Here is a 23,438-nt window from a genome sequence, read left to right as displayed (position 1 = left end):
AATGACTCAGATACGCAAAAAATGACTTGTGAAAAATGACTTGTTAAATGGAATGCGATGTATATTTTTGCAGCGGATTTGAGTTGAAACTCTTTGATTTGTTTGTTATAATTTGTATGCAGAACAAATGTTCTTATTTTGGGAGGCGGGACTATGACGGGGCAGATGTCGTTTGCGAATTTGGAACAGTTGTTGGCACATTTTCATTCTGAGGAGTCATGTGTGAATGAGGTGTATCGGAGAAAGTGGCCTCAGGGCTTCGTCTGCCCTCGTTGCGGCCATCGTGAGGCATATACGATACGATCACGCAGGCTGCCGCTTTATGAATGCCGCTCTTGCCGTCATCAATGCTCTCTCATTGCCGGTACTGTCATGGAAGGAAGCCGGACTGTTCTCAGAAAGTGGTTAGCCGCCATCTGGCTTATTTCGAGAACAGATAAGGGCATTAATGCGGTGCAGCTCAGTTCACTCATTCAAGTTACATATAAGACCGCATGGGCAATGTTGCATAAGCTTAGGGCTGTTATGAGTGCAGCCGATGCCGAGCGCCCGCTTGATCAGAACGTTCGTGCGGCCTTGACCTGTTATGGACCGCCATTCACCCCGTTATTTGAGTTGCATCCCAAGGAGCATCCGTTTTTGATAGCTGCCTCCATGAACAATCCTGACAACATCCCCATCTATGTAAAAATGAAACTCGTAATACGTGAACATTTGTCCTATAAGAGCTTGGTGAGTGCGGGGAGAGGAGCATTTGTCTCACAGCACGTATCTTGTCATGCAAGCAACATAGATATCATGAATCACCCGTTCCGTTTTCGCAGACCTAATGCGCTACGTTATATCTCCGACCAGGCCAAGGCATGGATAAATAACACGTTTCACGGCTTAGGCGGGACCTATTTGCAAGCATATTTGGACGAATACTGCTACCGATACAATCTTGAATCTCAAAACGTATCGATCTGGGAGCGGTTAGCAGATCACTGTCTGTCTATCTCTACAGCATTATCATGGCGATGCCGCGGAAGAAGTGGAAGAATGGCTTTTGCTGCATGATGCTTTTTCCCTGTAGTTGACATGACACTGCTATGCTTAAAGACAATCTATTTCGATATGAATATAGTCATTTATTTATGGTTCCAATAAATAAGCACGTTTTGTAAATAGTGTTGTATGGCGATACATAAAATTCAAGATTATCTTATCGCAGGCACCCGTGAGAATATGCTCATTTCAGATAAAGAGTGGTTAAACTCAAAAAACGGGTGATATTTCGATAGTTTATTTTCTGAATAGTTGGGATAGTGGACAAAAGGACCTTTTGGCAAGCCCTTCACGGGAGAGGGGACGCCATGATTTTCAGAAGAGTCGTGGGACAGGGAAAAAGCCAATCAGAGTTAAATAGACGTTTAAAAGGACGCAACTGGATGTAAGCGTTCGCACATTATTGGTGGTAAGCTACTATCGAGTCCTAGCAATATTGCAAGCCAAGAGAACAATGACAGCCGTTCAAGGAGGCAGAAGCATGCAAAAGGTTCGAGTTGGAATTATCGGTTTAGGCAATATGGGCGCCGCGCACGCAGCGTATTTGGCAGCCGGACAGGTGGAAGGGGCAACTCTTGCAGCGGTATGCGACGCGATACCGTCGAAGCAGGCGTGGGCAATGGAAAGCCTAGGGGATCAAGTTGCGTTCTACGAGCAAGAGGGCGAACTGTTCTCATCGGGTCTCGTGGACGCGGTCCTTATCTGCACGCCACATTATCATCATCCGGCATCGGCGATCCATGCGCTTCAGCACGGCCTGCATGTGCTCATCGAGAAGCCGGCTGGTGTCTATACGAAGCAAGTGCGCGAAATGAATGAAGCAGCCAAAGCAAGCGGGAAAGTATTCAGCATTATGTACAATCAGCGGACCAATCCGCTATATCAGAAGCTTCGCGAATTGGTTCAGAGCGGCGAGCTTGGCGAAATACGCCGCACGAACTGGATTATAACGAATTGGTATCGCTCGCAAAGCTACTATGACTCGGGCGGATGGCGCGCGACGTGGGCTGGAGAAGGCGGCGGTGTCCTCATTAATCAGGATCCGCATCAACTGGATCTATGGCAATGGACGATTGGCATGATGCCGGTTCGCATGCGTGCGTTCTGCCGTTTCGGCCGGTATCGCGACATCGAGGTGGAGGATGACGTCACGGCATATGTGGAATACGAGAACGGCGCCAGTGGCGTGTTCGTCACGACGACTGGTGAAGCGCCGGGGACTAACCGATTTGAAATAACAGGCGACCGCGGCAAGATCGTAATTGAGGATGATCGCATGACCTTTTGGAGACTCCGCACGCCGGAGCCTGAATTCAACAAGGATTTCAAAGGCGTCTTTGGCCAGCCGGAATGCTGGAAATGCGACATCCCGATCCACGGCCAAGGCGGTGCCCATCGCGGCATAACGCAGGATTGGATCCATGCGATCCAGAAAGGCACGCCGCTGTTGGCGCCCGGGGAGGAGGGCATCCATGGCTTGATGCTATCGAATGCGATGCTGCTATCCACGTGGACGGATAATTGGGTACCGCTGCCTATTGACGAGGAGTTGTTCTACAGCGAGCTGCAGCAGCGAATCGAGCAATCGAGATATCAGGCTGATTCATCTAACTCCTCCGGCGATGCAACAGTTGCCGATATGAGCAAGACATTTGGGTCATAATGGATTGACATTTACGCTATGATGAATTTGCTCCTCGAAAGGACGGTGCCGCTTTGCTCGCCCAAGAAGAAGCCTTGAGAAGGCTGACGCACGAAGTCGTGCAGCAATGTCCGGTTACGGATATGCATACTCATCTATATTCGGCTGATTTTGATTCTTTATTGTTATGGGGAATTGACGAGCTTTTAACTTATCACTATTTGATTGCTGAAATGTTCCGGCATTCCGATGTGGACACGGATACGTTCTGGTCATGGTCGAAGCAGGAGCAAGCCAATCATGTGTTCCAGACGCTATTTGTAGAGCGAACGCCAATTAGTGAGGCTACGCAGGCGGTTGTGGGCGTCTGTCAACGTCTGGGCATGCCGATCCTGTCCAAGGACATTGACGAGCTGCGGGAAGCATGGGGCAGCCGGAAGCTGACAGAGCATATCGATGATGTGCTTCGCATTGCCAATGTGCGTTATATCGTCATGACGAACGATCCGTTCGATTCACTGGAGCATCCGGTATGGATGAATGAAGGCGTATCCGATCAACGCTTCGGCGCAGCGCTTCGGATAGACTCGCTGCTGCTTAATTGGACATTCGCCAGCAACCGAATGAAAGCTCAAGGCTATACGGTGACGGAGCAGTGGACGGAAGCGAACAGAGATAGTCAGCTTGAAGAGACCAGACGCTTCCTCCGGGATTGGGCACGGCGCATGGATGCGCTGTACATTGCCGCTTCTTTGCCGGGAACATTCGATTATCCGGCGGACGATTGCGGCACAGCGGTGTTGGAAGAAGCGATTCTTCCTGTATGCAAGGAGTTGAACCTTCCGCTTGCGCTTATGATCGGGGTGAAGCGACAGGTTAATCCGGCGCTCCTGCTGGCGGGCGACCGTAGCGAACGCGCGGATATCAATGCGCTGGAACGGTTGTTGGCCCGACATCCGGCCAACCGGTTCATGGTCACGTTGCTGGCGCGCGAGAATCAGCATGAGCTGGCGGTGCTTGCGCGCAAATTCCGCAATGTGCTGCCGTTCGGCTGCTGGTGGTTCCTCCATATCGAGTCCATGATTGATGAGATGACCCGGTTCCGGATCGAGCTGCTCGGAACGTCATTCGTTCCTCAGCATTCCGATTGCCGGGTGCTGGAGCAGCTCATTACGAAATGGTGCTATTCCAGAACGATTATCGCCGATGCGCTGGCGCATAAGTATATCCGGCTGCAGCGGGAAGGCTGGCAGGTGGAACGGCACCATATCGAACGTGACGTGGATGAATTATTCAACGGCCAGTTCTGGAAGTTTGTCGGCAGGGAACGAAAAGATTGACCTTAGGAGGGGTGGCATGTCATCACTTTTTGACTTGCGCGGCAAGACGGCGGTGCTCTTGGGCGGCAACAGCACGCTAGGGCGTGCCATGGCGGAGGGGCTTATTGCCCACGGCGCCAGAACAGCTATCGTCGGCCGCAATGCCGATACCGTTGCGCAAGCTGTGGAGCAGCTCACGGAGCTGGGCGGGGATGCGCAGCCGTTTCTGGGCGACGTTACCCTCGAGGCGGATCTAATGCGAGTTCATCGCGAGATTATGGAGCACTACGGGCGCGTCGATATCTTACTCTATTGCCCAGGCGTGAATAGCGCAACGCCTTTCTTTGACATTGAGATGGAAGAATGGGAACACATCATGAATGTGAATGTGAAAGGAGCGGTTCGCAGCTGCCAGCTGTTCGGGCAATCGATGACGGACAGCGGCTTGGGCGGTTCCATCATTCTGATTTCTTCGGTATCGTCTGATCCGCCATTATCCAAAGTATTTTCGTATTCGATGTCCAAAGCGGCGATTAACAATATGACGCAATATCTCGCACGCGAGTTCGCGCCGCATGGTGTCCGCGTTAACGCGATTATACCCGGTTTTTTTCCGGCGGAGCAGAACCGCGCCATCCTGGCGCCGGAGCGTGTTCAGTCCATTATGAAGCATACGCCGATGGGACGCTTCGGGGATCCAGATGAGCTGCAAGGGGCCGTCGTCTGGCTGGCATCGGAGCGCGCTTCGAGCTTCGTCACCGGTTCGCTTGTGCGGGTAGACGGTGGCTTCGGGGCCATGACCATTTAGGTCCATGACGAAATAGTTCACTGAATATAGGAGGCTAACATAATGAAATGGTCATTATTTACGGTTGCGGTACCTGACATTTCTGTATTTGAACTACTTCCAATTGCAAAAGAAGCGGGTCTGAACGGCATCGAATGGCGCTGCTGCACGATCGCGCCTGAAAACAAAGGCAAGCCGTTTTCATTTTGGGGAAATCACCAATGCACCATCGAACCGGATGCTGATATCTCGCTGCTGCAATCGCTGCGCAAAGAAATGGATGATCATGAGCTGGCCAGTGCAGCCGTCATGCCTTATTTGAAGGTGGGGGATATGGATGCGGCGGAGCAGGTGCTGCGCATTGCGCATGCGCTCGGCGCCCCGATGATGCGACTTGGCGTTCACGGCTACAATCGTTCGAAGTCCTATAACGAGCTCTATGACGAGCAAGTAAAATATATGGAGCAGTTGATTCCGCTGCTGCGGAAATATGAAATGAAAGGCTTGGTCGAGACCCATCATGGAACGATAGCGGCCAGTGCCAGCGCAGCGCATCGGTTAGTATCGCATTTTGATCCGCAAGATGTCGGCGTGCTGTTCGACCCGGGCAATATGGTCTTTGAAGGCTATGAGAACCATCGTATGGGACTTGAAATATTGGGGCCTTATTTGGCTCATGTGCATGTTAAAAATGCCGATGTCGCTCCGGAACGGGACGATTCTGCACCGAAGCTGGTCTGGTCGCCGCCTGAGGAAGGCTTCGTTCGTTGGCCGCAAGTGATGGCTGATTTGCAAGCGGTGGGATATGACGGATTTTGCGGTGTGGAGGACTTCAGCGGGACGCGAAGCTCCGTGCAGATGATTCACCATTTCGTGAGCTGGATGAATGAATTGTCGAAGCAGACGACCTCACCGGCGACATAGCAAATAGATGGAGGCCAACCAAAATGAACCGACAAGACGGAATGCGTTATGCCCCGCAAGGCAAACCGAATCCGGTGTGTGATGCTGGACAGTTCGTGTTTGCAGCCATGGCGCTGGAACACGGACATATATACGGGATGTGCAACGGATTAATCGAGGCGGGCGGAACATTAAAGTGGGTGTATGATCCGGACCCGGCCAAGGTGGAAGCTTTCGTCAACGCCTATCCTTCCGTCCGGCGGGCCCGCTCCGAAGCCGAAATATTGGTGGATAGCGAGGTGCAACTCGTCGCGGCGGCAGCGATTCCATCCGAGCGCTGTGCTCTGGGGCTGCGGGTGATGGATCACGGCAAGGATTATTTTACAGATAAGACTCCGTTCACCACGTTGGAGCAATTGGCTTCGGCGCGGCAGAAGGCAGAACTAACGGAGAAAAAGTATATGGTGTACTACAGCGAACGACTGCATGTAGAAAGTGCCGTATATGCTGGACAACTGATTGCACAAGGAGCGATCGGCCGAGTCATTCAAGTAATGGGAACCGGACCGCATCGTTTGAATGCGCCGTCGCGCCCGGGATGGTTTTTTGACAAAGAGAAATATGGCGGCATTCTATGTGACATCGGCAGTCACCAGGTTGAACAATTTTTATATTTTGCCGGCTGCCAGGATGCGCGTGTGCTTCACAGCAAAGTTGCGAACTATGCCAATAAGAGCTACCCGGAGCTGGAAGACTTCGGAGATGCGACGCTCGTGGGGGACAACGGGGCGACCAACTATTTCCGCGTGGATTGGTTTACGCCTGACGGGCTAGGTACGTGGGGGGACGGTCGAACGATTATTCTAGGGACGGAAGGCTATATCGAGCTGCGTAAATATATCGATATTGCCCGCTCCAATACGACCGACCATGTCTACATGGCGAACCATGAAGGCGAATATTATATACAGACCGCAGGGAAAGTCGGCTTTCCGTTCTTCGGACAGCTCATTCTGGACTGTCTGGAACGAACGGAACGCGCGATGACGCAGCAGCATGCATTCAAGGCCGCCGAATGTGCGTTGCTCGCTCAAGCCCAAGCGGTGCGTGTCGAATAATGACTTCATTTTCCGGGAGGTGGGGCACTTATGGAATTAACGTTTCGCTGGTATGGGAAAGAGGACCCTGTCAAGCTGGAATATATCCGGCAAATTCCTGGCATGAAGGGAATCGTATCTGCTATTTACGATGTTCCTGTCGGAGAAGCGTGGAGCCTCGAATGCATCACAGAACTGAAGCATACCATAGAAGGACACGGATTGAAGCTGAGCGTAATCGAGAGCGTGCCGGTGCATGAACATATTAAGCTGGGGCTGCCGACGCGGGAACGCTATATTGACAATTACAAGGAAACGTTACGGAATCTCGCGCAGGCTGGAGTCGATATCGTATGCTACAATGTGATGCCGGTCTTCGATTGGACGCGTTCCAGACTCGATTTTCCGCTGGCTGACAGATCGACAACGCTCATTTATGAAGATGAGGTCGTGACGCAAATGGATCCGGTAACCGGTAAGCTGCGTCTGCCGGGGTGGGATACCAGCTACAAGGATGGCGAGCTGGAACAGCTATTTGCACAGTACCATGAGTTGGATGAAGAGGATTACTGGGTGAACATCGCGTACTTCGTTGGCGAGATTATGCCCCTCGCCGATGAGCTTGGCATAAGGATGGCCGTGCACCCGGACGATCCGCCATGGCCGATATTCGGATTGCCGCGCATTCTCGGGAAAGAAGCGCAGTTCGAACGTTATCTGGCATTGCACGATGGCCCTTCACACGGAATTTGCCTCTGTACGGGTTCACTGGGTTCCGATCCAGATAACGATCTGCCGGGCATGATTCGCAGAATAGGGAGTGAGGGACGCATTCACTTCGTGCATGCGCGCAATGTGAAAGTAACAGGACATCATTCCTTCATGGAGACGGCACATCTGTCAGAAGAAGGCTCGGTAGATATGGCCGAGATCATGTGTGCACTCTCCGATATCCGTTATGAGGGACCGTTGCGCTCCGACCACGGCCGGATGATCTGGGGGGAGACCGGGCGTCCGGGCTACGGACTGTATGATCGCGCCCTTGGCGCCGTCTATTTGAACGGATTGTGGGAAGCGGTCACGAAATGCCGCAACCAGGAAGATGCTGTTGCTTCACGATAGATAGAGAGCTTGAGCTTGGGTAGAGAGAAACCAGATCATGGATGCTCTCTGCCCAAGTTTTTTTATGTTATACGCCGGCCGATTCTAATTGGCCATTTTGAGACTCGCCGGGATGCAGCTCGAGTTGGAAGCAGAACAAGACACTGAGAGCAATGAGCAAGGCAGAGCACGCAAAGACTGCAAAGAGTGACGTATATTGCATCAGAAACCCGCTAACCGAGGAACCGATCAGGATGCCGGCTGTAAATATTGGTGTGATGATGCCGTTGACGCGTCCGATATACTCGTCAGTCACAAGGGTAATGAAAAAGGTGCTGATGACGACTTGGAAGAACGCCATAATAAATCCGACAAGGAACCGCAGAGAACCGGTAAGCCAAGCGAAAGTAGACCATACTTCAAAGAGCGTGGCAGCGGATAAGATCAGAATGACGAAGCACATAATGGCACGCCCATGGCGGCGAACAGCATTGCCCATCAGAGCGGCGATCCCAACGCCGGCGAACAGGCCGACGCCTGCAACGGTTGAAAACCACTGCAGCTGCTCTTTTTCCAATCCCAGCCTCTGTGTGATTAGAAACACTTCCATGGGCTGTATCAAGCCCACACCCAGACTAATCAAGCCGTACATGAGCGCAATGTTGCGAAGATTGGCGTGTTGTATGACATAGCGCAGACCATCTTTCATTTCTCCGATGATGCGAGATGGTTCATCCTTAGGCTTTCTCGGACTGTGCGGCAGTGAGAATTGTATCGCAGCAGCGAGCAGAAAAATGAACATGAGCACAGTAAGAGACGTTTCCACATGAAAGGTCTGATACACAAAGGTGCCTATAATCGGCCCGACGATAAGGAACAACGAGCTCAGGCTTTGTCCGATGCCGATGGCGGCAGGAACTTGCGCTTCCGGAACGTGGCGCTTGAACAGCACCGTCGACGAAGGGCGCGAGAACTGGCTGACCATGGCGGAGACAACCGTCGCTACGAAGACGGACTGCCATATACCGGACTGCATGCAAATAAGGATCAGGCCGATGGATAAGGCGCTTAATATATCTCCTGTGATGACCGTTCGCTTCGGGTTCCATCGATCGGCCAATGTTCCGCCGATGAACGAAAACAGAAAGATAGGCAAATACTCGAACACGGTTATTAATGAGACGGCGACGGGATTGTGGTTCGTCATCTCCATGACATAGAACAGAATGGCTATATTTCGAATCCAAATTCCCAGTTCCTGTAGTACATCCGCAGTCGTAACGACGAGAAATACGCGGTTACGCCATAGGGGAAGCGCGGGGGAAGCGCTCATATGATATCTCCTCCCATAATATTAAATAATTAATCCGACCAGTCGGTATAAATATATTGAAAAAGGAAGGAACGGGTTACCGTTCCATTTCGTCACCAGAATCGTAAATTTACCACCGATCCGATGCAGAATGATTACTAGTCTATGCGTGTACCGCAGAAAGGTTATTGCACACTTATCCCTTGCAGAAAGATACGAATCGCTTTGTCATACAGTTCGCAAATCTCCTCTTCAGGTCGCCCCTCCATAAAGGTAATTCCCAAACCGCCAAGCATACTATAAAGAATCAACGTAAGGTCTTCCGTATTCGCGCGCGCAAATTCTCTCTTCGCCATTCCTTCCTCCAACAATTCAGAAATGATTGGAAATGGCCTGCGGGATATTTCAAGCATCACATCAATGATGTTCGTGTCGGATCCGCGCGAGAGCATGAATTCTTCGCTCGCTTTCATAAGCGGACTGTTGAAATCCTTCGCATAATGCTCAGCGAGCAGAATTAGCTTGTCGGTTGCGCTCATGGCAGGCTCGACGGTCTCATACCATTTCTCATTCCATTGTTCCATATCCATTTCATGCAAGTAGATGAACAATGCCTCTTTATTTTTGAAGTGGTAGTAGATGCTTCCTTTGCTCACACCAGATTGTTGGCATATCTGATCCATCGAGGTGGCTTGGTACCCTTGCTGGATAAAGAGTTGTTTTGCGGCCGCGCCAATCGACTTCTTCGTCTGTTCAGCTTCTTCCGCCGTACGCCGCGCCATAGGACAATGACTCCTTCTCAATATGTAATGTGTGGATTAGATTATTAGACTAACTGGTCGGATTAATCTTTTGATGCGATTATATCGTTGAAGGAAGAGAGATGTCAACAGGAGGAGAGGGGAGGGCTACTATTTTTTCTTGTGTACGCGTGTCGCTTGCTTCTGCAATGTATGAGAAAGGAGGGAAGACTGGCCGTCACGTATTATCAACCGCCGCAGCTCCGCAGTAATTTCATAGCCTTTTCCTACAAACAACAAATCATGCTTGGAAACATATTGTTTCATTATTATCGTTCCTCATTTCATATCGGACAAGCCGTTTTGGTATAATGGGTATGTAATGAAGAACGGATTTATGTATACAAAGGAGTGGCTGACTAATGATTGGCTCGAAGAATGACAGCAAGCAGCCGAATGGCGCGAAGTTCGAAGAAGTTACATTAGAAACGAAACCGATATTTGACGGGAAAGTGATTTCGCTGCAGGTAGATACCGTTAGTCTGCCTGATGGGACGACAGCTACCCGTGAAATCGTGCGTCACCCGGGAGCCGTTGCCGTACTGGCGTTGAAGGACAACCGCATGTTGGTTGTGGAACAATACCGCAAGCCTCTGGGCCGAACGCAGATAGAGATCCCTGCAGGCAAGCTTGATCCAGGAGAACAGCCTGAAGCGGCAGCACGCCGTGAACTTGAGGAAGAGACAGGCTTCCGGGCACAGTCGCTTATTCCGCTCGGAGCATTCTATACGTCTCCAGGCTTCGCGGATGAGATTATTCATCTCTATGCGGCTGAAGAGCTGGTGTCCGGCGAAGCACATACGGATGAAGACGAATTTCTTGAAGTGGGCGCCATGACGTTAGAGGAAGCGTATGCGGCGATGCGTGAAGGAAGCATTAGCGACGCGAAGACGATCAACGCTATCTATGCTTGGCATCTGCGCGAGCTTACAGGGAAATGGCCGAAGTGAAGCCGATGAAGGATACAGCGTTGCATGAATCGAATGAACGACATGAACCCTCTCCACTTGTGACCATGTATGGGGATTTCCATATTCATATTGGCAGCACCTCGCGCAATCAGCCGGTTAAAATAAGTGCCAGCCGCAGCTTGACCTTCGAAGCGATCGCCAAGGAGGCAGCGGAACGGAAAGGACTTCAGCTCATCGGGATTATTGACGCTCATGCGCCTGGAGTTCAAGACGATATTGCCAGTCTGCTTGATCGAGGCGAGATGGAGGAACTGGCGGATGGAGGGATTGCATACAAAGGAACGACGCTGCTTCTCGGTACGGAATTGGAGATTCGGGAGGAAGGATACGGAATGGCTCATGTCCTGTGCTTCATGCCGAGTTTCAGCGCCATGCGGCACTTTTCCGAGTGGCTGTCGTCCTACGTGACGAACATGAATCTGTCCTCACAGCGGGTATATGTATCCGGGCGTACCTTGCAGGAACAGACAGCCGCTCATGGCGGTATCTTTATTCCAGCGCATGTATTCACACCTTATAAGAGTGTTTACGGCAATTGCACCGACCGGATGTCGGATGTGCTGGATATGGAATTGATCGATGCGGTCGAATTGGGCCTAAGTGCGGATACGGACATGGCGGGATGCATTTCGGAACTGGACCGCTACACGCTGCTGACGAACTCGGATGCGCATTCCTTAAGCAAAATTGCGCGGGAATATAATGCGCTGACCTTGGCTGAGCCGACCTTTAAGGAATGGGCGCTGGCGCTGCGTCGTCAGAATGGACGCGGCATTCAAGCCAACTATGGCCTGAACCCCCGGCTTGGCAAGTATCATCGCACCTCATGCGTCAAATGCGGTCAGGTGATTGCCGATAAAGCGATGGAAGCGAAGCTGGCATGCGCCTCATGCGGAAGCACCCGATTCGTGCAGGGCGTGTGGGATAGGATTCAGCATATTGGAGATCGCGAACAGTCTCTTGTACCTGCACATCGGCCGCCCTACATTATGCAGGTGCCATTGGAATTCATTCCAGGGGTAGGGCCGAAGACGATGGCGAAGCTGCTGGAGCGGTTCGGCACGGAGATGGCCATTCTCCATCAAGCGACGGCAGCAGAATTGGAGGAGACGGTAGGCGGGAAGACCGCTGATCTGATCGTAAAGGCTCGGAGCGGGCAGCTGGCGCTGCAGAGCGGAGGCGGCGGCACGTACGGCAAAGTGATCGATGCATAAGCGGCAGCCATTATCATAAATGGACGGGCTTCCGCATAGAGTGGATCGACTGGAAGATTCGCAAGCTGCTTGTGAAAGGAGTCATCCCCTATGAAGCCATTAGCTCATTCATTGCGCGCACAGCTCCACCTTTATATTTTCGTATCGGTCCTGTTTCTTGTCGGTGTCGTATTCGGTGCCCTGCTGGTCAATGCGTTAACCTTGGAGCAGCAGCAGGATATCGGAAGCCATCTCGGGCATTTTTTCACGACAATCGAACAGAACGGAACTTCAGCAAATGGCGGGGAAGTTTTTCTTGATTCGGCATTGTTCTATTTGAAATGGATCGCCGTAATAGCGCTGCTCGGCATTTCCATTGTAGGATTTCCGCTCGTATTGGTGCTCGTGTTCGCCAAAGGTGTGTTCGTCGGGTTCACGGTCGGAACGCTGGTCGGACAATATGCTTGGAAAGGCGTCTTGTTCGCCTTCGTGTCGGTAGCCCCGCACAACATGATTGCCATTCCGTTAATTATGATTGCAAGCGTCGCGTCGATGGCACTTGCCATGCACGTATTGAAGCACAGGCTATTCATGCCCAAGCTGCAGTCGCTGCGGGAACCGATCGGCCGTTTCTTTGCGTTGCAAGCGTCCGCAGCGCTTGGTATGGGGGCTGTTGCCGCCGTCGTGACCTGGGTATCACCTGGATTAATGAAATGGGCCGCGCCTTTTCTAACCGGGTAAGCTAATGCACAGTGAAGAAGAAAACTTGCCTTCGTGCAAATGATTTGACACTGCTTGCATTCTCCCCCTATAATAATAGAAGTGAAATCGAAATGTGGCTTGGCGGGCAAGGGGGGAGACCATGGAAGCGCGGATTGAGAAGATTAAACAACAACTGCAATCCCAAGGGTACAAGCTGACACCGCAGCGCGAGGCAACCGTTCGCGTCCTGCTTGAGAATGAAGAGGATCATCTTAGTGCGGAAGATGTCTTCATGCTCGTGAAAGAAAAAGCGCCAGAAATCGGTCTTGCCACCGTTTACCGTACATTGGAATTGTTGAATGAGTTGCACGTTGTGGAAAAAATGAATTTTGGCGATGGCGTAGCTAGATATGATTTGCGTGGAGACAACAACAAGCATCACCATCACCATCTCATTTGTGTCCAATGTGGGTCCATGCAGGAAATTCAGGAAGACTGGCTCGGGCCATTGGAAGAACGCCTGGAGCAAGAATTTCATTTTACGGTGATCGATCACCGTTTGGATTTTCAAGGAATATGCAAGCATTGTCGCGAAAAAGAACGTGAACGTGAACGAGAACAGCAAGCCCAAAAGGACGATAACGCGGACGTATAATGCTTGTATAATGCGTATAACGAAGCAATTTAACCGTATGAAATGAAGAGAAGCCTCAGCGCTAACTGCGCCGAGGCTTAACTACGTTGTACAGCTTCGAGGACTGGGCTGTGCCCCTTCCTGCCTTCTTTGTTCGCTGGCGTGATGCCGCTGCTGCTTGGGCTTCCGATTTGTTCGGCCTGCACGCAGGGGAGCGGCTAGTTGCCGTGCGGCGCGCCAACGCTTTTTTAATTGGACCACTCACGGCAGAAATGCCTGTTAACGGGAAAGACGATTTCAACGAATCCATGGCGCATGCCGTCGCTTTATCTGCACGAACAAGGCCAGCGCCTTGCGAACGGTCGGAGTAACCTTTCAGTTCACTCGCCGTATCGATCAGTACGGACTTCACGTCTTGCGGCGTTAGCTCGGGATTGCTGGCCAGCATGAGGGCGACGGTCCCGGATACATGCGGTGCGGCCATGGAAGTGCCTGAATCCTTCGAAAAACTATTCTTATTGTTCGTCGATACGATATCTTCTCCTGGTGCGGCCACATCAATCCCTTTGCCGCGGCTGCTGAAAACAGCAATTTGATTGTTTTTGTCGGTTGCCGTTACCGCGATCGTCTCCGGATAACTGGCGGGAACATCAATCATATCCGCATCACTGCCTTCATTCCCGGCTGACGCGACAAGCACGATGCCTTTTCGGTACGCCCTTCTTACGGTAGAACGCAGCAGATCGCTCGGACCGTTTAATCCAAGACTCAAATTAATGACATCCATTTTGTTTTTTATACACCATTCTATGCCTTCGACGATGTCCGATACATATCCATCGCCGTTCTCATCAAGCGCTTTCACAGCGTACAGATCTACTTCTGGAGCCGCTCCGTACAGCATATTTCCTGTGCCGGTTGCAGCTACCGTTCCTGCTACGTGGGTTCCGTGCCCGTTATCATCCTGATGGGGCATCCCTCTTCGAATCGTATTGATTCCCCCGGCAATATTCAAATCCGGATGAGTTGAAATCCCTGTATCGACGATTGCAACTTTGATGCCTTTTCCTTTCGTCTTCGGCCACACGCGGGGAGCGTGAATTCGCTTGATGCCCCAAGGAATTTGGGAAGTTATGGCGTAGGGAGTTGAATGGTTGCGTTTCTTTAGACGCAACCTAGAGGAAGTTGACGAGCTCCGCTTTGTGCCCTTCGCGGGTTTAATGGCATGAGCGCGGACTCGGGCATCAGTTTCGATTCGCCGAATGCTTGGATGATTCATAATCTGCTGCAGATCTTTGTGCCGATCTAAATGACAGCAGAGCATCCGGGCGGATTTTACCTGCTTTAAGGGGACGATTCCTTGCTTTTTTAGCTGCTGAATACAGGCAGCATAGCTTTTGCGGTCTTTCAAAATAATCATTTTGCGATCGGTCTTACGAGTAGGCTGACCGTGTACGGCCGCCTGTAACATGCGGGTTAATGTGCGCATGCATTCATGCCCTCCACTTCAAAAAGAATAGATAACCTGCTGTGACAGCGCGTCTGACACCGCCTGTAAATCTAATTTATCGTATGTGGACGTTCGTGGAACGGTGAATGCAAACCTGAATCGTTCGCCCATTGTTTCAGAAATGGCAGAGGTTATAATGGAAGTAACATGTTGAAAGCGACCATCGAACCTTGCATAGACGCACGCAACGCTGCCCTATGTACGCAAGCTCGCTGCTCATCGTCTGGAAGAAGCCGTCCGCAGATCGCCGGAGCTGAAAGGCGGGCTGAATACGTATCAGGGCGGCATTGTTCATCAAGCGGTTGCGGAAGCGTTAGGCATGGAGGCTTGTCCTTTCAAATAATGCATCCGGCATATCCAGCCAATTCACCTCATACGTTAATTTTAGCGGGACAAACATGAGGTGAGGAGGTGCTTCCGATGATTGTGCCTTTGCGCAAGCTGTTGGAACGCTTGAGGTTCATCGCGTTGTTTCTGCTTATGACCTATGCGATGGCTCATTTATTCGGCACAGTAACCGAATGGATATCGCCAGTGGATAAGTATCGTGAGCCGCATGGGAAAGCGGTCAAAGTATTCCGTGCCGATGAAAATGCGGATTTGGAGCCTGCATCGTTTACGGATCGGTTGCGGTTATTTTACTGGCTCGGCGAATAGGGAAATAACGTGCGAAGTCCATGGAATGATAGCAAAACAGCAGGAATTTGATGATATCGTGTGGAATATAGGAGAGAGTGTTTTGGAAGTAAGGAGTTTAACGATGAGAAGTGCAATCATACAGCAATTGGAAAGCTACGAGCAGTATTTGAAGCAGGAGCGAAGCCTCTCTCCGCACACGCTGGAAGCGTACATAAGAGATATCTCGACCTTTTTGAAGGCCATTGCGCAGGAAGAGATTCAATCCGTAGCAGACGTGCGTTCTTATCATGTCAATCAATATTTGTATCAACTCAAGCGTGACGGCCGGGCCGCTTCAAGCATTTCGCGCATCGCTGCCTCGTTGCGTTCTTTTTTTCATTTTTTCATTATCGAAGGAACGATGAGCCAAGATCCGACGCTTCAAGTAGAGCGCCCGAAGGCGGAAGCGAAGACCCCTCATATATTGTCGTTGCAAGAGACGGAACGGCTGTTGTCGATGCCGGATGGCGAATCCGTGCAAGGGCTGCGCGACAGGGCCATGCTGGAGACGCTGTATGCGACCGGCGTGCGCGTCTCTGAGCTCATGGCGCTCGACCTCGAAGACGTTCAGCCGAAGCTTGGCTTCTTGCGGTGCGTCTCCTCTGGGAAGGAGCGGGTCATCCCGCTAGGACAAGTCGCGGGTGAGGCGATTCAATTGTACTTGGAGAAGGCCCGTCCGGAAATGATTGGAGCCAACTCCACTTCAGAGACGGCCATCGAGTCGGCTCTGTTCCTGAATGTTCGCGGTCAGCGGATGTCCAGACAGGGCTTCTGGAAGATGATTAAGAAGTATGCGGACAAGCTGGATCTGCCGTTTCCGATCACGCCCCATACAATGCGCCATTCGTTCGCGGTTCATCTGTTGTCGAATGGGGCGGATGTGCGCTCCGTGCAGGAAATGCTGGGGCACTCGGAACTTGCCACGACACAGCGTTATGTCGAGCATATGAAGAAGAGCAGCATGAAGGATGTTTACACGCTAGCCCATCCACGGGCGAAGAAATGATAGCATGAAATGAAAGTGCGTGGGATGCTTCGGAATCAAAAGAGGGCTTTAGAACAACCTCTGAATCGGAGTATGGTCCATTTCTCCTTAACACAAGCTAAGAAGAAGGATAAAAAGGAGTGATTGGCATGAACACAAGCAATAAGCCGTTCGATCGCATTGCGGTGATCGTATTGGACAGCGTAGGCATCGGCGAACTGCCTGACGCAGAGCAATTCGGCGATACAGGCACGCACACGCTCGGTCATATTATTGAACGGGTGCCTCATATCAAGCTGCCTCATCTGCAGCAGCTCGGCCTGGGGAACATCGCCGATCTGGGTGCGCTGAAGCCAGTTGACGCGCCGCAAGGAATCTACGGGAAAATGGCGGAGATTTCGGTAGGCAAGGATACGATGACCGGCCATTGGGAGCTAATGGGCCTTCGAATTACGACTCCCTTCAACACGTACCCGGATGGGTTTCCAGCAGAACTGATTTCCGCGTTTGAACAGGAAACGGGACGCAAGGTGCTGGCGAACAAGCCTGCTTCCGGAACGGAGATTATCGAGGAATACGGCGAAGAGCAAATGAAAACCGGCGCATGGATCGTTTATACATCTGCCGACAGCGTATTTCAGATTGCGGCGCATGAGGATATCATTCCACTGGAGGAATTATATCGCGCCTGCGAGATTGCGAGACGGTTGACGCTGCAAGAGCCTCATACGGTAGGACGCGTCATCGCCCGTCCTTATGCTGGTCAGCCAGGCCAGTTCGCACGCACGCCGAATCGTCATGACTATGCCGTCGTGCCTCCGGAAGATACTGTATTGAACTTGCTTCAACAAGCGGGTAAAGACGTCATTTCGGTCGGAAAAATCAATGATATTTTCTCAGGGGAAGGCATCTCGGCTTCTTACCCGACGAAGAGCAACGCGCACGGTATTACGACAACGACAGATATTCTGGGTCAATCGTTCAACGGCTTGTTGTTTACGAATTTGGTTGATTTTGATTCCATGTACGGCCATCGCCGCGATGCGGAAGGGTACGCGCAGGCGTTAGAGCAATTCGATGAGGCATTGCCAGCTATGATGGAACGAATCGGTCCCAATGATCTGCTGGTCATCACGGCGGATCACGGTAATGACCCGACCCATACCGGCACCGATCATACGCGCGAATATGTCCCGCTCCTGATGTACAGTCCAGCGATTCAGGCGGGACGAGCGCTTGGCATCCGTTCGACATATGCGGATTTGGGCGCAACGATAGCGGATAATTTCCAAGCCGGCCAGCCTCAGGTCGGTACCAGCTTCTTATCCGAACTGCTGTAAAAAGCGTCGTTCGGCATCATATCAATATTGGGGGAATCTTTCATGAGCCACGCAGTAACGTATGACCACATTCAAGACGCGGCAGCGTATATTAAGAAGCGCATCGACGCGACACCTGACATTGGACTTATCCTTGGATCAGGGCTAGGCATTTTGGCCGATTTGGTTGAGAATCCGGTTACGATTCCTTATCAGGACATTCCGCACTTTCCACAATCGACGGTTGAGGGGCATGCGGGTGAACTGCTCATTGGCCAGATTGAAGGCCGGACGGTCGTCATGATGAAGGGCCGATTCCATATGTATGAGGGCTACGGGCCGGAGCTGACGGCATTTCCTGTACGTGTCATGAAGGCGATCGGCGTGGAGAAGCTGCTGGTGACCAACGCGGCGGGCGGAATTAACACTGCGTATCAACCGGGAGATTTGATGCTGATTCAAGACCATTTGAACATGACCGGATGCAATCCGTTAATCGGACCGAATGATAATCGCTTAGGCGTACGCTTCCCGGATATGTCCACAGCATATAGCCCCCGTCTGCGCCAATTGGCGAAGGAGATTGCAGGCGAGCAGCAATGTTCATTGCAGGAAGGCGTATATGTTGGGCTGTTAGGTCCAAACTATGAAACGCCGGCAGAAATCCGCATGTTCCGCACCTTGGGCGGCGACGCCGTCGGCATGTCCACTGTATCCGAAGTGATCGTGGCTAAGCATGCTGGAATGGAAGTGCTCGGCATTTCCTGCATCAGCAATATGGCTGCTGGCATATTGGATCAGCCGCTCTCTCATGCTGAAGTGATGGAGACTGCGGAGCGGGTGAAAGAGACGTTTTTGAAGCTTGTGTTGGCCATCATCCCGAAAATGTAAGGCCTAGGAGGTTATATTTTGCGAGCGGTAGACATCATTCAGAAGAAACGTGACGGACAGGAGCTGTCCCCTGAGGAAATCCGATTCCTTATCCAAGGCTACAGCAACGGTAAAGTTCCGGATTATCAAATTGCCGCATGGGCGATGGCTATATACTTTCAAGGTATGAATGCACGTGAAACGGCTAGCTTGACGCTTGAAATGGCGAAATCCGGCGATCAAATCGATCTGAGTCCGATCCAAGGCATTAAAGTGGATAAGCATTCCACCGGGGGTGTCGGCGACAAGACGACGCTCGTGCTGGCTCCGCTCGTCGCAGCGGCGGGTGTGCCAGTAGCCAAGATGTCAGGCCGCGGGCTGGGACATACGGGCGGAACGATCGATAAGCTGGAAGCGATCGCCGGCTATCAAGTCGAGCTGGAGCGAAGCCAGTTCTTCGCGCAAGTGAATGATATCGGAGTCTCGCTCATCGGTCAGAGCGGAAATATTACGCCTGCGGATAAGAAGCTGTATGGGCTGAGAGACGTCACCGCGACGGTCGAATCGATTCCGCTCATCGCCAGCTCCGTCATGAGCAAGAAGATTGCAGCCGGCGCTGATGCGATTGTGCTCGACGTTAAGACGGGCAGCGGCGCGTTCATGAAGACGCTGGATGATTCTATCGCCTTGGCGCAAGCGATGGTCGATATCGGGACGGAAGTCGGCCGTCACGCGATTGCGGTCATCTCGGATATGGATCAGCCGCTCGGCCATCTGATTGGCAACTCCCTTGAAGTGGAAGAAGCGATTATGACGCTGCGCGGACAGGGGCCGGCTGACTTGCATGAGCTGTGTCTCATCCTGGGAGCACATATGCTGGTACTGGGCGGCAAGGCACAGGACGAAGCGGATGCCCGTCGGCAGTTGGAGCAGCATTTGCAGGACGGCACCGCGCTGCAGAAGCTGAAGCAGCTAGTCGCAGCCCAAGGGGGAGACGCCTCGATGATCGACGACCCGAGCCGTCTGCCGCATGCGGGAGACCGGATTGAGGTCGCAGCGCAGACGGACGGCACCGTGGCTGCCATTCAGGCTGAGCATATCGGGATTGCCGCGATGCTGCTTGGCGCAGGCCGGGAGACCAAAGATTCAGTCATCGACTTGGCCGTAGGCATTGATTTGTGCAAGAAAGTCGGCGAATCGGTACGGGTTGGCGATGTGCTCGCCATTTTGCATGTAAATGATAAAGGGCGGATGGAAGAAGCCAAGGAGCGGATTCTGAAGGCCTACGAGATTACGCCACAGGAAGTTGCCGCGAAGCCGCTCGTATATGCGGTTGTAACCAAAGACGGCGTTCAACGATTCGTATAAGAGATTGTTCATAATCCCCCTCTTGATCACGCTTCATAAAATAAAAAGCCAATCATCCGTTTCTATCGAAGACTCTTTTCGGTAGAAACTTTTTTTATGCCTATCCATCGACAATGTGGAATATTTTGCTTGCGTTCGGACAAGAATGGATATAAGGCACATCCAGCTATATTGAGTTTGCCATTAAGGTTGTGCACATCTCTTTAGGAGGGGACATTCTTTGAACAAATGGCTACATGCTAGTGTGTGCGTCGTGTTGGCAAGCGCTGTTATATTACCGTCCAGCACCGCTGCGCTCCAAGCAGATTTGCCGCCGTGGACAGATGCTGAACCGTCCAGCCAAGCGACATCCTCCTCGAATGCGACAGAAGTGCAATTGGCGGAGAATGCTCGTTCTGCTGTGCTGATGGATGCGGACACGGGAACGATTATTTTCGAGAAAAATAGTCATGACAAGCTTCCTCCGGCCAGCATCACTAAAATTATGACGATGCTGCTCGTCATGGAAGCAATCGATGAAGGAAAGCTGAAGCTGTCAGATAAAGTGTCGACCAGCGAATATGCGGCATCGATGGGCGGTTCGCAGATTTTTCTGGAGCCCGGTGAAGAAATGACGGTCGAAGAAATGATGAAGGGCATTGCCATGGCATCGGGCAATGACGCATCAGTCGCTATGGCGGAGAAGATTGCCGGCTCGGAGAAGGCTTTTGTTCAAATGATGAACGATAGAGCAAAAGAGCTTGGCATGAAGAATACTCATTTCGAGAACTGCAACGGTCTTCCTGCTGAAAATCATTATACGTCAGCCCATGATATCGCATTAATGTCTCAGGCATTGATGCAATATCCGAACGTGACGAAATATACCGGCGCGTATGAAGATTATTTACGTCAGAATACAAGCAAGAAGTTCTGGCTCGTCAATACGAACAAGCTCGTTCGATTCTATCAAGGGGCGGATGGATTGAAGACAGGCTACACGTCGGAAGCGAAATACTGCCTGTCGGCAACGGCAAAGCGTGAAAATATGCGTGTCATTGCGGTCGTGCTGGGCGAACCGAATACGAAGACTCGAAATGCGGAAGTGACTCAAATGTTCGACTATGCCTTCGCCCAATATACAAATGTTCCTCTATTGAAGGCAGGGGAACGAATCGGTGGCGTGCGCGTGGAAAAAGGGATGATTGAGAACCTGGAAATCAAAGCGCAGCGGCCGTACACCGTATTGCTGAAGAAGGGCGACGCCAAGCAAAATATTCGCTTCGAGCTGGACGCTCCGAAATCAGTGAAGGCACCGATTGAAGCCGGACAGCCGATTGGACGCATCGTGGTGTATCAAGGGGATAAAATGATTCGGGAATTTCCTGTCGAAGCAACGCAAAACGTAGCGAAAGCCGGCTGGTGGACTTTATTTAAACGGACCTGCGGCAAGTTGTTTTTTGTCAAATAAAGACGCGCTGCTTCTAGTTTTGTCGCCTAGCAGGAATTGGGTTTCTCTGTGACGAATGTTTCGGCATCGTGGGAGGAGAGTGATACGCATGAATTTGCAGGTGGAATTGGAACATCGGCGTAACGTGTTAATTACCCGTTTGAGGGGGGAACTGGATCATCATACAGCAGAGATTGTACGCTTTCAGCTCGATGAGGTGATTCAACGCGGACAAGTGAACCATGTGGTGCTAAGCCTTAGTGAATTGACGTTTATGGATAGCTCTGGCCTCGGTGTTATCTTGGGTAGGTACAAGCAAATCAAAGGCAGAGGCGGAAAAATGGCGGTCTGTGAGATGAATCCGGCCGTGCGCCGATTATTTGAATTGTCGGGCTTGTTCAAAATTATGCATGTCTACGATAACGAGCATTTAGCGCTCAACGGTCTGGAGGTCGTATCATGAACGGACAAAGCGAAGCTAACGTTATGACGTTGCAATTTTCCAGTCGTTCCGAGAATGAAGCATTCGCCCGCGTAGCCGTTGCGGCATTCGTGTCGCAGCTGGACCCAACACTGGATGAACTGACGGATCTGAAGACAGTCATTTCTGAAGCGGTAACGAACTGTATTATTCACGGATATGATAATGAACCGACTGGAATGGTCAGCATTACTGCTGCGATTGAAGGCGAAGACATTACGTTGACGGTATCCGACCAAGGACAAGGCATTGAAGACATCGAGCTGGCGCGACAGCCTCTGTTCACGTCAAAGCCGGATATGGAACGTTCTGGCATGGGCTTTACCATTATGGAGAACTTTATGGATGAGTTTGAAGTGACAACCGAACTTGGCGTTGGTACCACCATCCGCATGAAGAAGCGGATAGAATCGAAAAAAGCGCTCTATAATTAGGGGTTGAAGCCATGAAAGTCGATTTGAAGCAATCGTCACAAAGTTATTTGGACGACGCGGAAGTGAAGCGTCTGATTGCGCTCAGCCAAGCTGGGGATACGGTGGCAAGAGATACGCTTGTCAACTGCAACATTCGTCTCGTATGGTCGGTCGTACAGCGGTTTATGAACCGAGGGTACGAACCGGATGATTTGTTTCAAATCGGATGCATCGGCTTGCTTAAATCCGTCGATAAATTCGATTTGTCATACGACGTGAAGTTCTCTACGTACGCGGTCCCGATGATAATCGGTGAAATCCAGCGCTTCTTGCGGGATGATGGCACGTTAAAGGTAAGCCGCTCATTGAAGGAAATGGCGAACAAAGTGCGAAAGACGAAGGATGAGCTGTCGAAGCGATTCGGTCGTCTTCCAACGATTAAAGAAGTGGCTGCAGAACTCGGTGTTACACCGGAGGAGGTTGTCTTCGCCCAAGAAGCGAACAAGCCTCCGACCTCTATTCACGAGACGGTATTTGAAAATGATGGCGATCCGATTACGCTCATGGATCAAATTGCGGACGAATCACAGGAGCGGTGGTTCGATAAGCTCGCTCTGAACGAAGCTATCGAAGGATTGAGTGAACGCGAACAGCTCATCGTCTATTTACGATATTTCCGCGACCAGACACAGTCGGAAGTTGCCAGCCGCTTGGGCATCTCGCAGGTTCAGGTGTCCCGGTTGGAAAAGAAAATATTACAGTCCATAAAGGCGCAAATCGCGCAGTGATGCAGACACCGTAAGGAATCATCCTTGCGGTGTCTTTGTGTCTACTCTTCCAGCAGGAATGCAAATGTTTCCTGCTGTCCCATCTCCTC

Annotated in this window: 25 protein-coding genes; 21 read left to right on the top strand and 4 right to left on the bottom strand. The window is 51.4% G+C overall.

Going from position 1 to position 23,438, the window contains the following annotated elements:
• Positions 1-153: 153 nt before the first annotated feature.
• The 7 genes from M3650_RS25185 to M3650_RS25155 all read left to right on the top strand — a co-directional run bounded on the left by M3650_RS25185 (position 154) and on the right by M3650_RS25155 (position 7,917).
• Positions 154-1,059, top strand: a complete 906-nt coding sequence (locus M3650_RS25185) for a transposase (protein ID WP_251578792.1) — start codon at positions 154-156, stop codon at positions 1,057-1,059.
• Between the two features lie 469 nt (positions 1,060-1,528).
• Positions 1,529-2,710 (top strand): Gfo/Idh/MocA family protein, encoded by a 1,182-nt coding sequence (locus tag M3650_RS25180; RefSeq protein ID WP_251578791.1) that lies wholly within the window; start codon positions 1,529-1,531, stop codon positions 2,708-2,710.
• Positions 2,711-2,763: 53 nt separating this feature from the next.
• Complete coding sequence (locus M3650_RS25175) at positions 2,764-4,029, top strand: glucuronate isomerase (RefSeq protein ID WP_251578789.1); 1,266 nt, start codon at positions 2,764-2,766, stop codon at positions 4,027-4,029.
• A gap of 16 nt (positions 4,030-4,045) precedes the next feature.
• Positions 4,046-4,816 (top strand): SDR family oxidoreductase, encoded by a 771-nt coding sequence (locus tag M3650_RS25170; protein ID WP_251578788.1) that lies wholly within the window; start codon positions 4,046-4,048, stop codon positions 4,814-4,816.
• Between the two features lie 42 nt (positions 4,817-4,858).
• A complete protein-coding gene (locus M3650_RS25165) occupies positions 4,859-5,719 on the top strand; it encodes a sugar phosphate isomerase/epimerase family protein (RefSeq protein ID WP_251578787.1) in 861 nt (286 codons plus the stop codon).
• 23 nt (positions 5,720-5,742) lie between these two features.
• Positions 5,743-6,816: a Gfo/Idh/MocA family protein gene (locus tag M3650_RS25160; protein ID WP_251578786.1), complete on the top strand. Its 1,074-nt coding sequence runs from the start codon at positions 5,743-5,745 to the stop codon at positions 6,814-6,816.
• A gap of 30 nt (positions 6,817-6,846) precedes the next feature.
• The gene (locus tag M3650_RS25155) at positions 6,847-7,917 is read left to right on the top strand and encodes a mannonate dehydratase (RefSeq protein WP_251578785.1); all 1,071 of its coding nucleotides are present in this window, start codon (positions 6,847-6,849) and stop codon (positions 7,915-7,917) included.
• A 67-nt stretch (positions 7,918-7,984) separates the two neighbouring features.
• Here the strand turns inward: M3650_RS25155 and M3650_RS25150 are convergent, their stop codons facing one another.
• The 3 genes from M3650_RS25150 to M3650_RS25140 all read right to left on the bottom strand — a co-directional run bounded on the left by M3650_RS25150 (position 7,985) and on the right by M3650_RS25140 (position 10,275).
• Positions 7,985-9,229 (bottom strand): MFS transporter, encoded by a 1,245-nt coding sequence (locus tag M3650_RS25150; protein ID WP_251578784.1) that lies wholly within the window; start codon positions 9,227-9,229, stop codon positions 7,985-7,987.
• Positions 9,230-9,393: 164 nt separating this feature from the next.
• Positions 9,394-9,990, bottom strand: coding sequence for a TetR/AcrR family transcriptional regulator (locus M3650_RS25145; protein ID WP_019422870.1), 597 nt, complete (start codon positions 9,988-9,990; stop codon positions 9,394-9,396).
• A 129-nt stretch (positions 9,991-10,119) separates the two neighbouring features.
• Positions 10,120-10,275 (bottom strand): hypothetical protein, encoded by a 156-nt coding sequence (locus tag M3650_RS25140; protein WP_019422869.1) that lies wholly within the window; start codon positions 10,273-10,275, stop codon positions 10,120-10,122.
• Positions 10,276-10,370: 95 nt separating this feature from the next.
• On the opposite strand from M3650_RS25140, the gene M3650_RS25135 reads away from it, so the two are divergent.
• The 4 genes from M3650_RS25135 (at position 10,371) to fur (ending at position 13,529) form a co-directional block, all read left to right on the top strand.
• On the top strand, positions 10,371-10,958 hold the full coding sequence (locus tag M3650_RS25135; RefSeq protein WP_251578783.1) for an NUDIX hydrolase: 588 nt from the start codon (positions 10,371-10,373) through the stop codon (positions 10,956-10,958).
• A 5-nt stretch (positions 10,959-10,963) separates the two neighbouring features.
• Complete coding sequence (locus M3650_RS25130; RefSeq protein WP_251578813.1) at positions 10,964-12,193, top strand: endonuclease Q family protein; 1,230 nt, start codon at positions 10,964-10,966, stop codon at positions 12,191-12,193.
• Positions 12,194-12,283: 90 nt separating this feature from the next.
• Entirely contained in the window at positions 12,284-12,913 is a 630-nt protein-coding gene (gene spoIIM / locus M3650_RS25125; protein WP_251578782.1) for a stage II sporulation protein M, read from the top strand.
• Between the two features lie 121 nt (positions 12,914-13,034).
• The gene (gene fur / locus M3650_RS25120; RefSeq protein ID WP_251578780.1) at positions 13,035-13,529 is read left to right on the top strand and encodes a ferric iron uptake transcriptional regulator; all 495 of its coding nucleotides are present in this window, start codon (positions 13,035-13,037) and stop codon (positions 13,527-13,529) included.
• Positions 13,530-13,590: 61 nt separating this feature from the next.
• On the opposite strand, the gene M3650_RS25115 is transcribed toward fur, so the two are convergent.
• Positions 13,591-14,997 (bottom strand): S8 family peptidase, encoded by a 1,407-nt coding sequence (locus M3650_RS25115; protein WP_251578779.1) that lies wholly within the window; start codon positions 14,995-14,997, stop codon positions 13,591-13,593.
• 211 nt (positions 14,998-15,208) lie between these two features.
• Here M3650_RS25115 and M3650_RS33225 point away from each other — a divergent pair, with 211 nt between their 5' ends.
• The 10 genes from M3650_RS33225 (at position 15,209) to sigF (ending at position 23,349) form a co-directional block, all read left to right on the top strand.
• A complete protein-coding gene (locus M3650_RS33225) occupies positions 15,209-15,361 on the top strand; it encodes a hypothetical protein (RefSeq protein ID WP_483311789.1) in 153 nt (50 codons plus the stop codon).
• A gap of 77 nt (positions 15,362-15,438) precedes the next feature.
• The gene (locus tag M3650_RS25110; protein ID WP_019422862.1) at positions 15,439-15,675 is read left to right on the top strand and encodes a DUF4227 family protein; all 237 of its coding nucleotides are present in this window, start codon (positions 15,439-15,441) and stop codon (positions 15,673-15,675) included.
• 103 nt (positions 15,676-15,778) lie between these two features.
• Positions 15,779-16,702, top strand: a complete 924-nt coding sequence (locus M3650_RS25105; RefSeq protein ID WP_251578778.1) for a tyrosine recombinase — start codon at positions 15,779-15,781, stop codon at positions 16,700-16,702.
• A 128-nt stretch (positions 16,703-16,830) separates the two neighbouring features.
• Entirely contained in the window at positions 16,831-18,021 is a 1,191-nt protein-coding gene (locus tag M3650_RS25100) for a phosphopentomutase (RefSeq protein ID WP_019422860.1), read from the top strand.
• 42 nt (positions 18,022-18,063) lie between these two features.
• Positions 18,064-18,891 carry a purine-nucleoside phosphorylase gene (locus M3650_RS25095; protein ID WP_251578777.1) on the top strand — a complete coding sequence of 276 codons (828 nt, stop codon included), beginning with the start codon at positions 18,064-18,066 and terminating at the stop codon, positions 18,889-18,891.
• An 18-nt stretch (positions 18,892-18,909) separates the two neighbouring features.
• Positions 18,910-20,238: a pyrimidine-nucleoside phosphorylase gene (locus tag M3650_RS25090; protein ID WP_251578776.1), complete on the top strand. Its 1,329-nt coding sequence runs from the start codon at positions 18,910-18,912 to the stop codon at positions 20,236-20,238.
• Between the two features lie 256 nt (positions 20,239-20,494).
• Entirely contained in the window at positions 20,495-21,688 is a 1,194-nt protein-coding gene (locus tag M3650_RS25085) for a D-alanyl-D-alanine carboxypeptidase family protein (protein ID WP_483311788.1), read from the top strand.
• Between the two features lie 88 nt (positions 21,689-21,776).
• The gene (gene spoIIAA / locus M3650_RS25080; protein ID WP_019422856.1) at positions 21,777-22,130 is read left to right on the top strand and encodes an anti-sigma F factor antagonist; all 354 of its coding nucleotides are present in this window, start codon (positions 21,777-21,779) and stop codon (positions 22,128-22,130) included.
• Positions 22,127-22,582 (top strand): anti-sigma F factor, encoded by a 456-nt coding sequence (spoIIAB, locus tag M3650_RS25075; RefSeq protein WP_019422855.1) that lies wholly within the window; start codon positions 22,127-22,129, stop codon positions 22,580-22,582. The genes spoIIAA and spoIIAB overlap by 4 nt, the downstream gene beginning before the upstream one ends.
• A gap of 11 nt (positions 22,583-22,593) precedes the next feature.
• Positions 22,594-23,349 (top strand): RNA polymerase sporulation sigma factor SigF, encoded by a 756-nt coding sequence (gene sigF / locus M3650_RS25070; protein WP_019422854.1) that lies wholly within the window; start codon positions 22,594-22,596, stop codon positions 23,347-23,349.
• Positions 23,350-23,438: the final 89 nt, after the last annotated feature.

Source organism: Paenibacillus sp. MER TA 81-3 (assembly GCF_023713585.1).
Lineage (GTDB): Bacteria > Bacillota > Bacilli > Paenibacillales > Paenibacillaceae > Paenibacillus_B > Paenibacillus_B profundus.
This window is presented reverse-complemented; position numbering and strand designations above follow the sequence as displayed.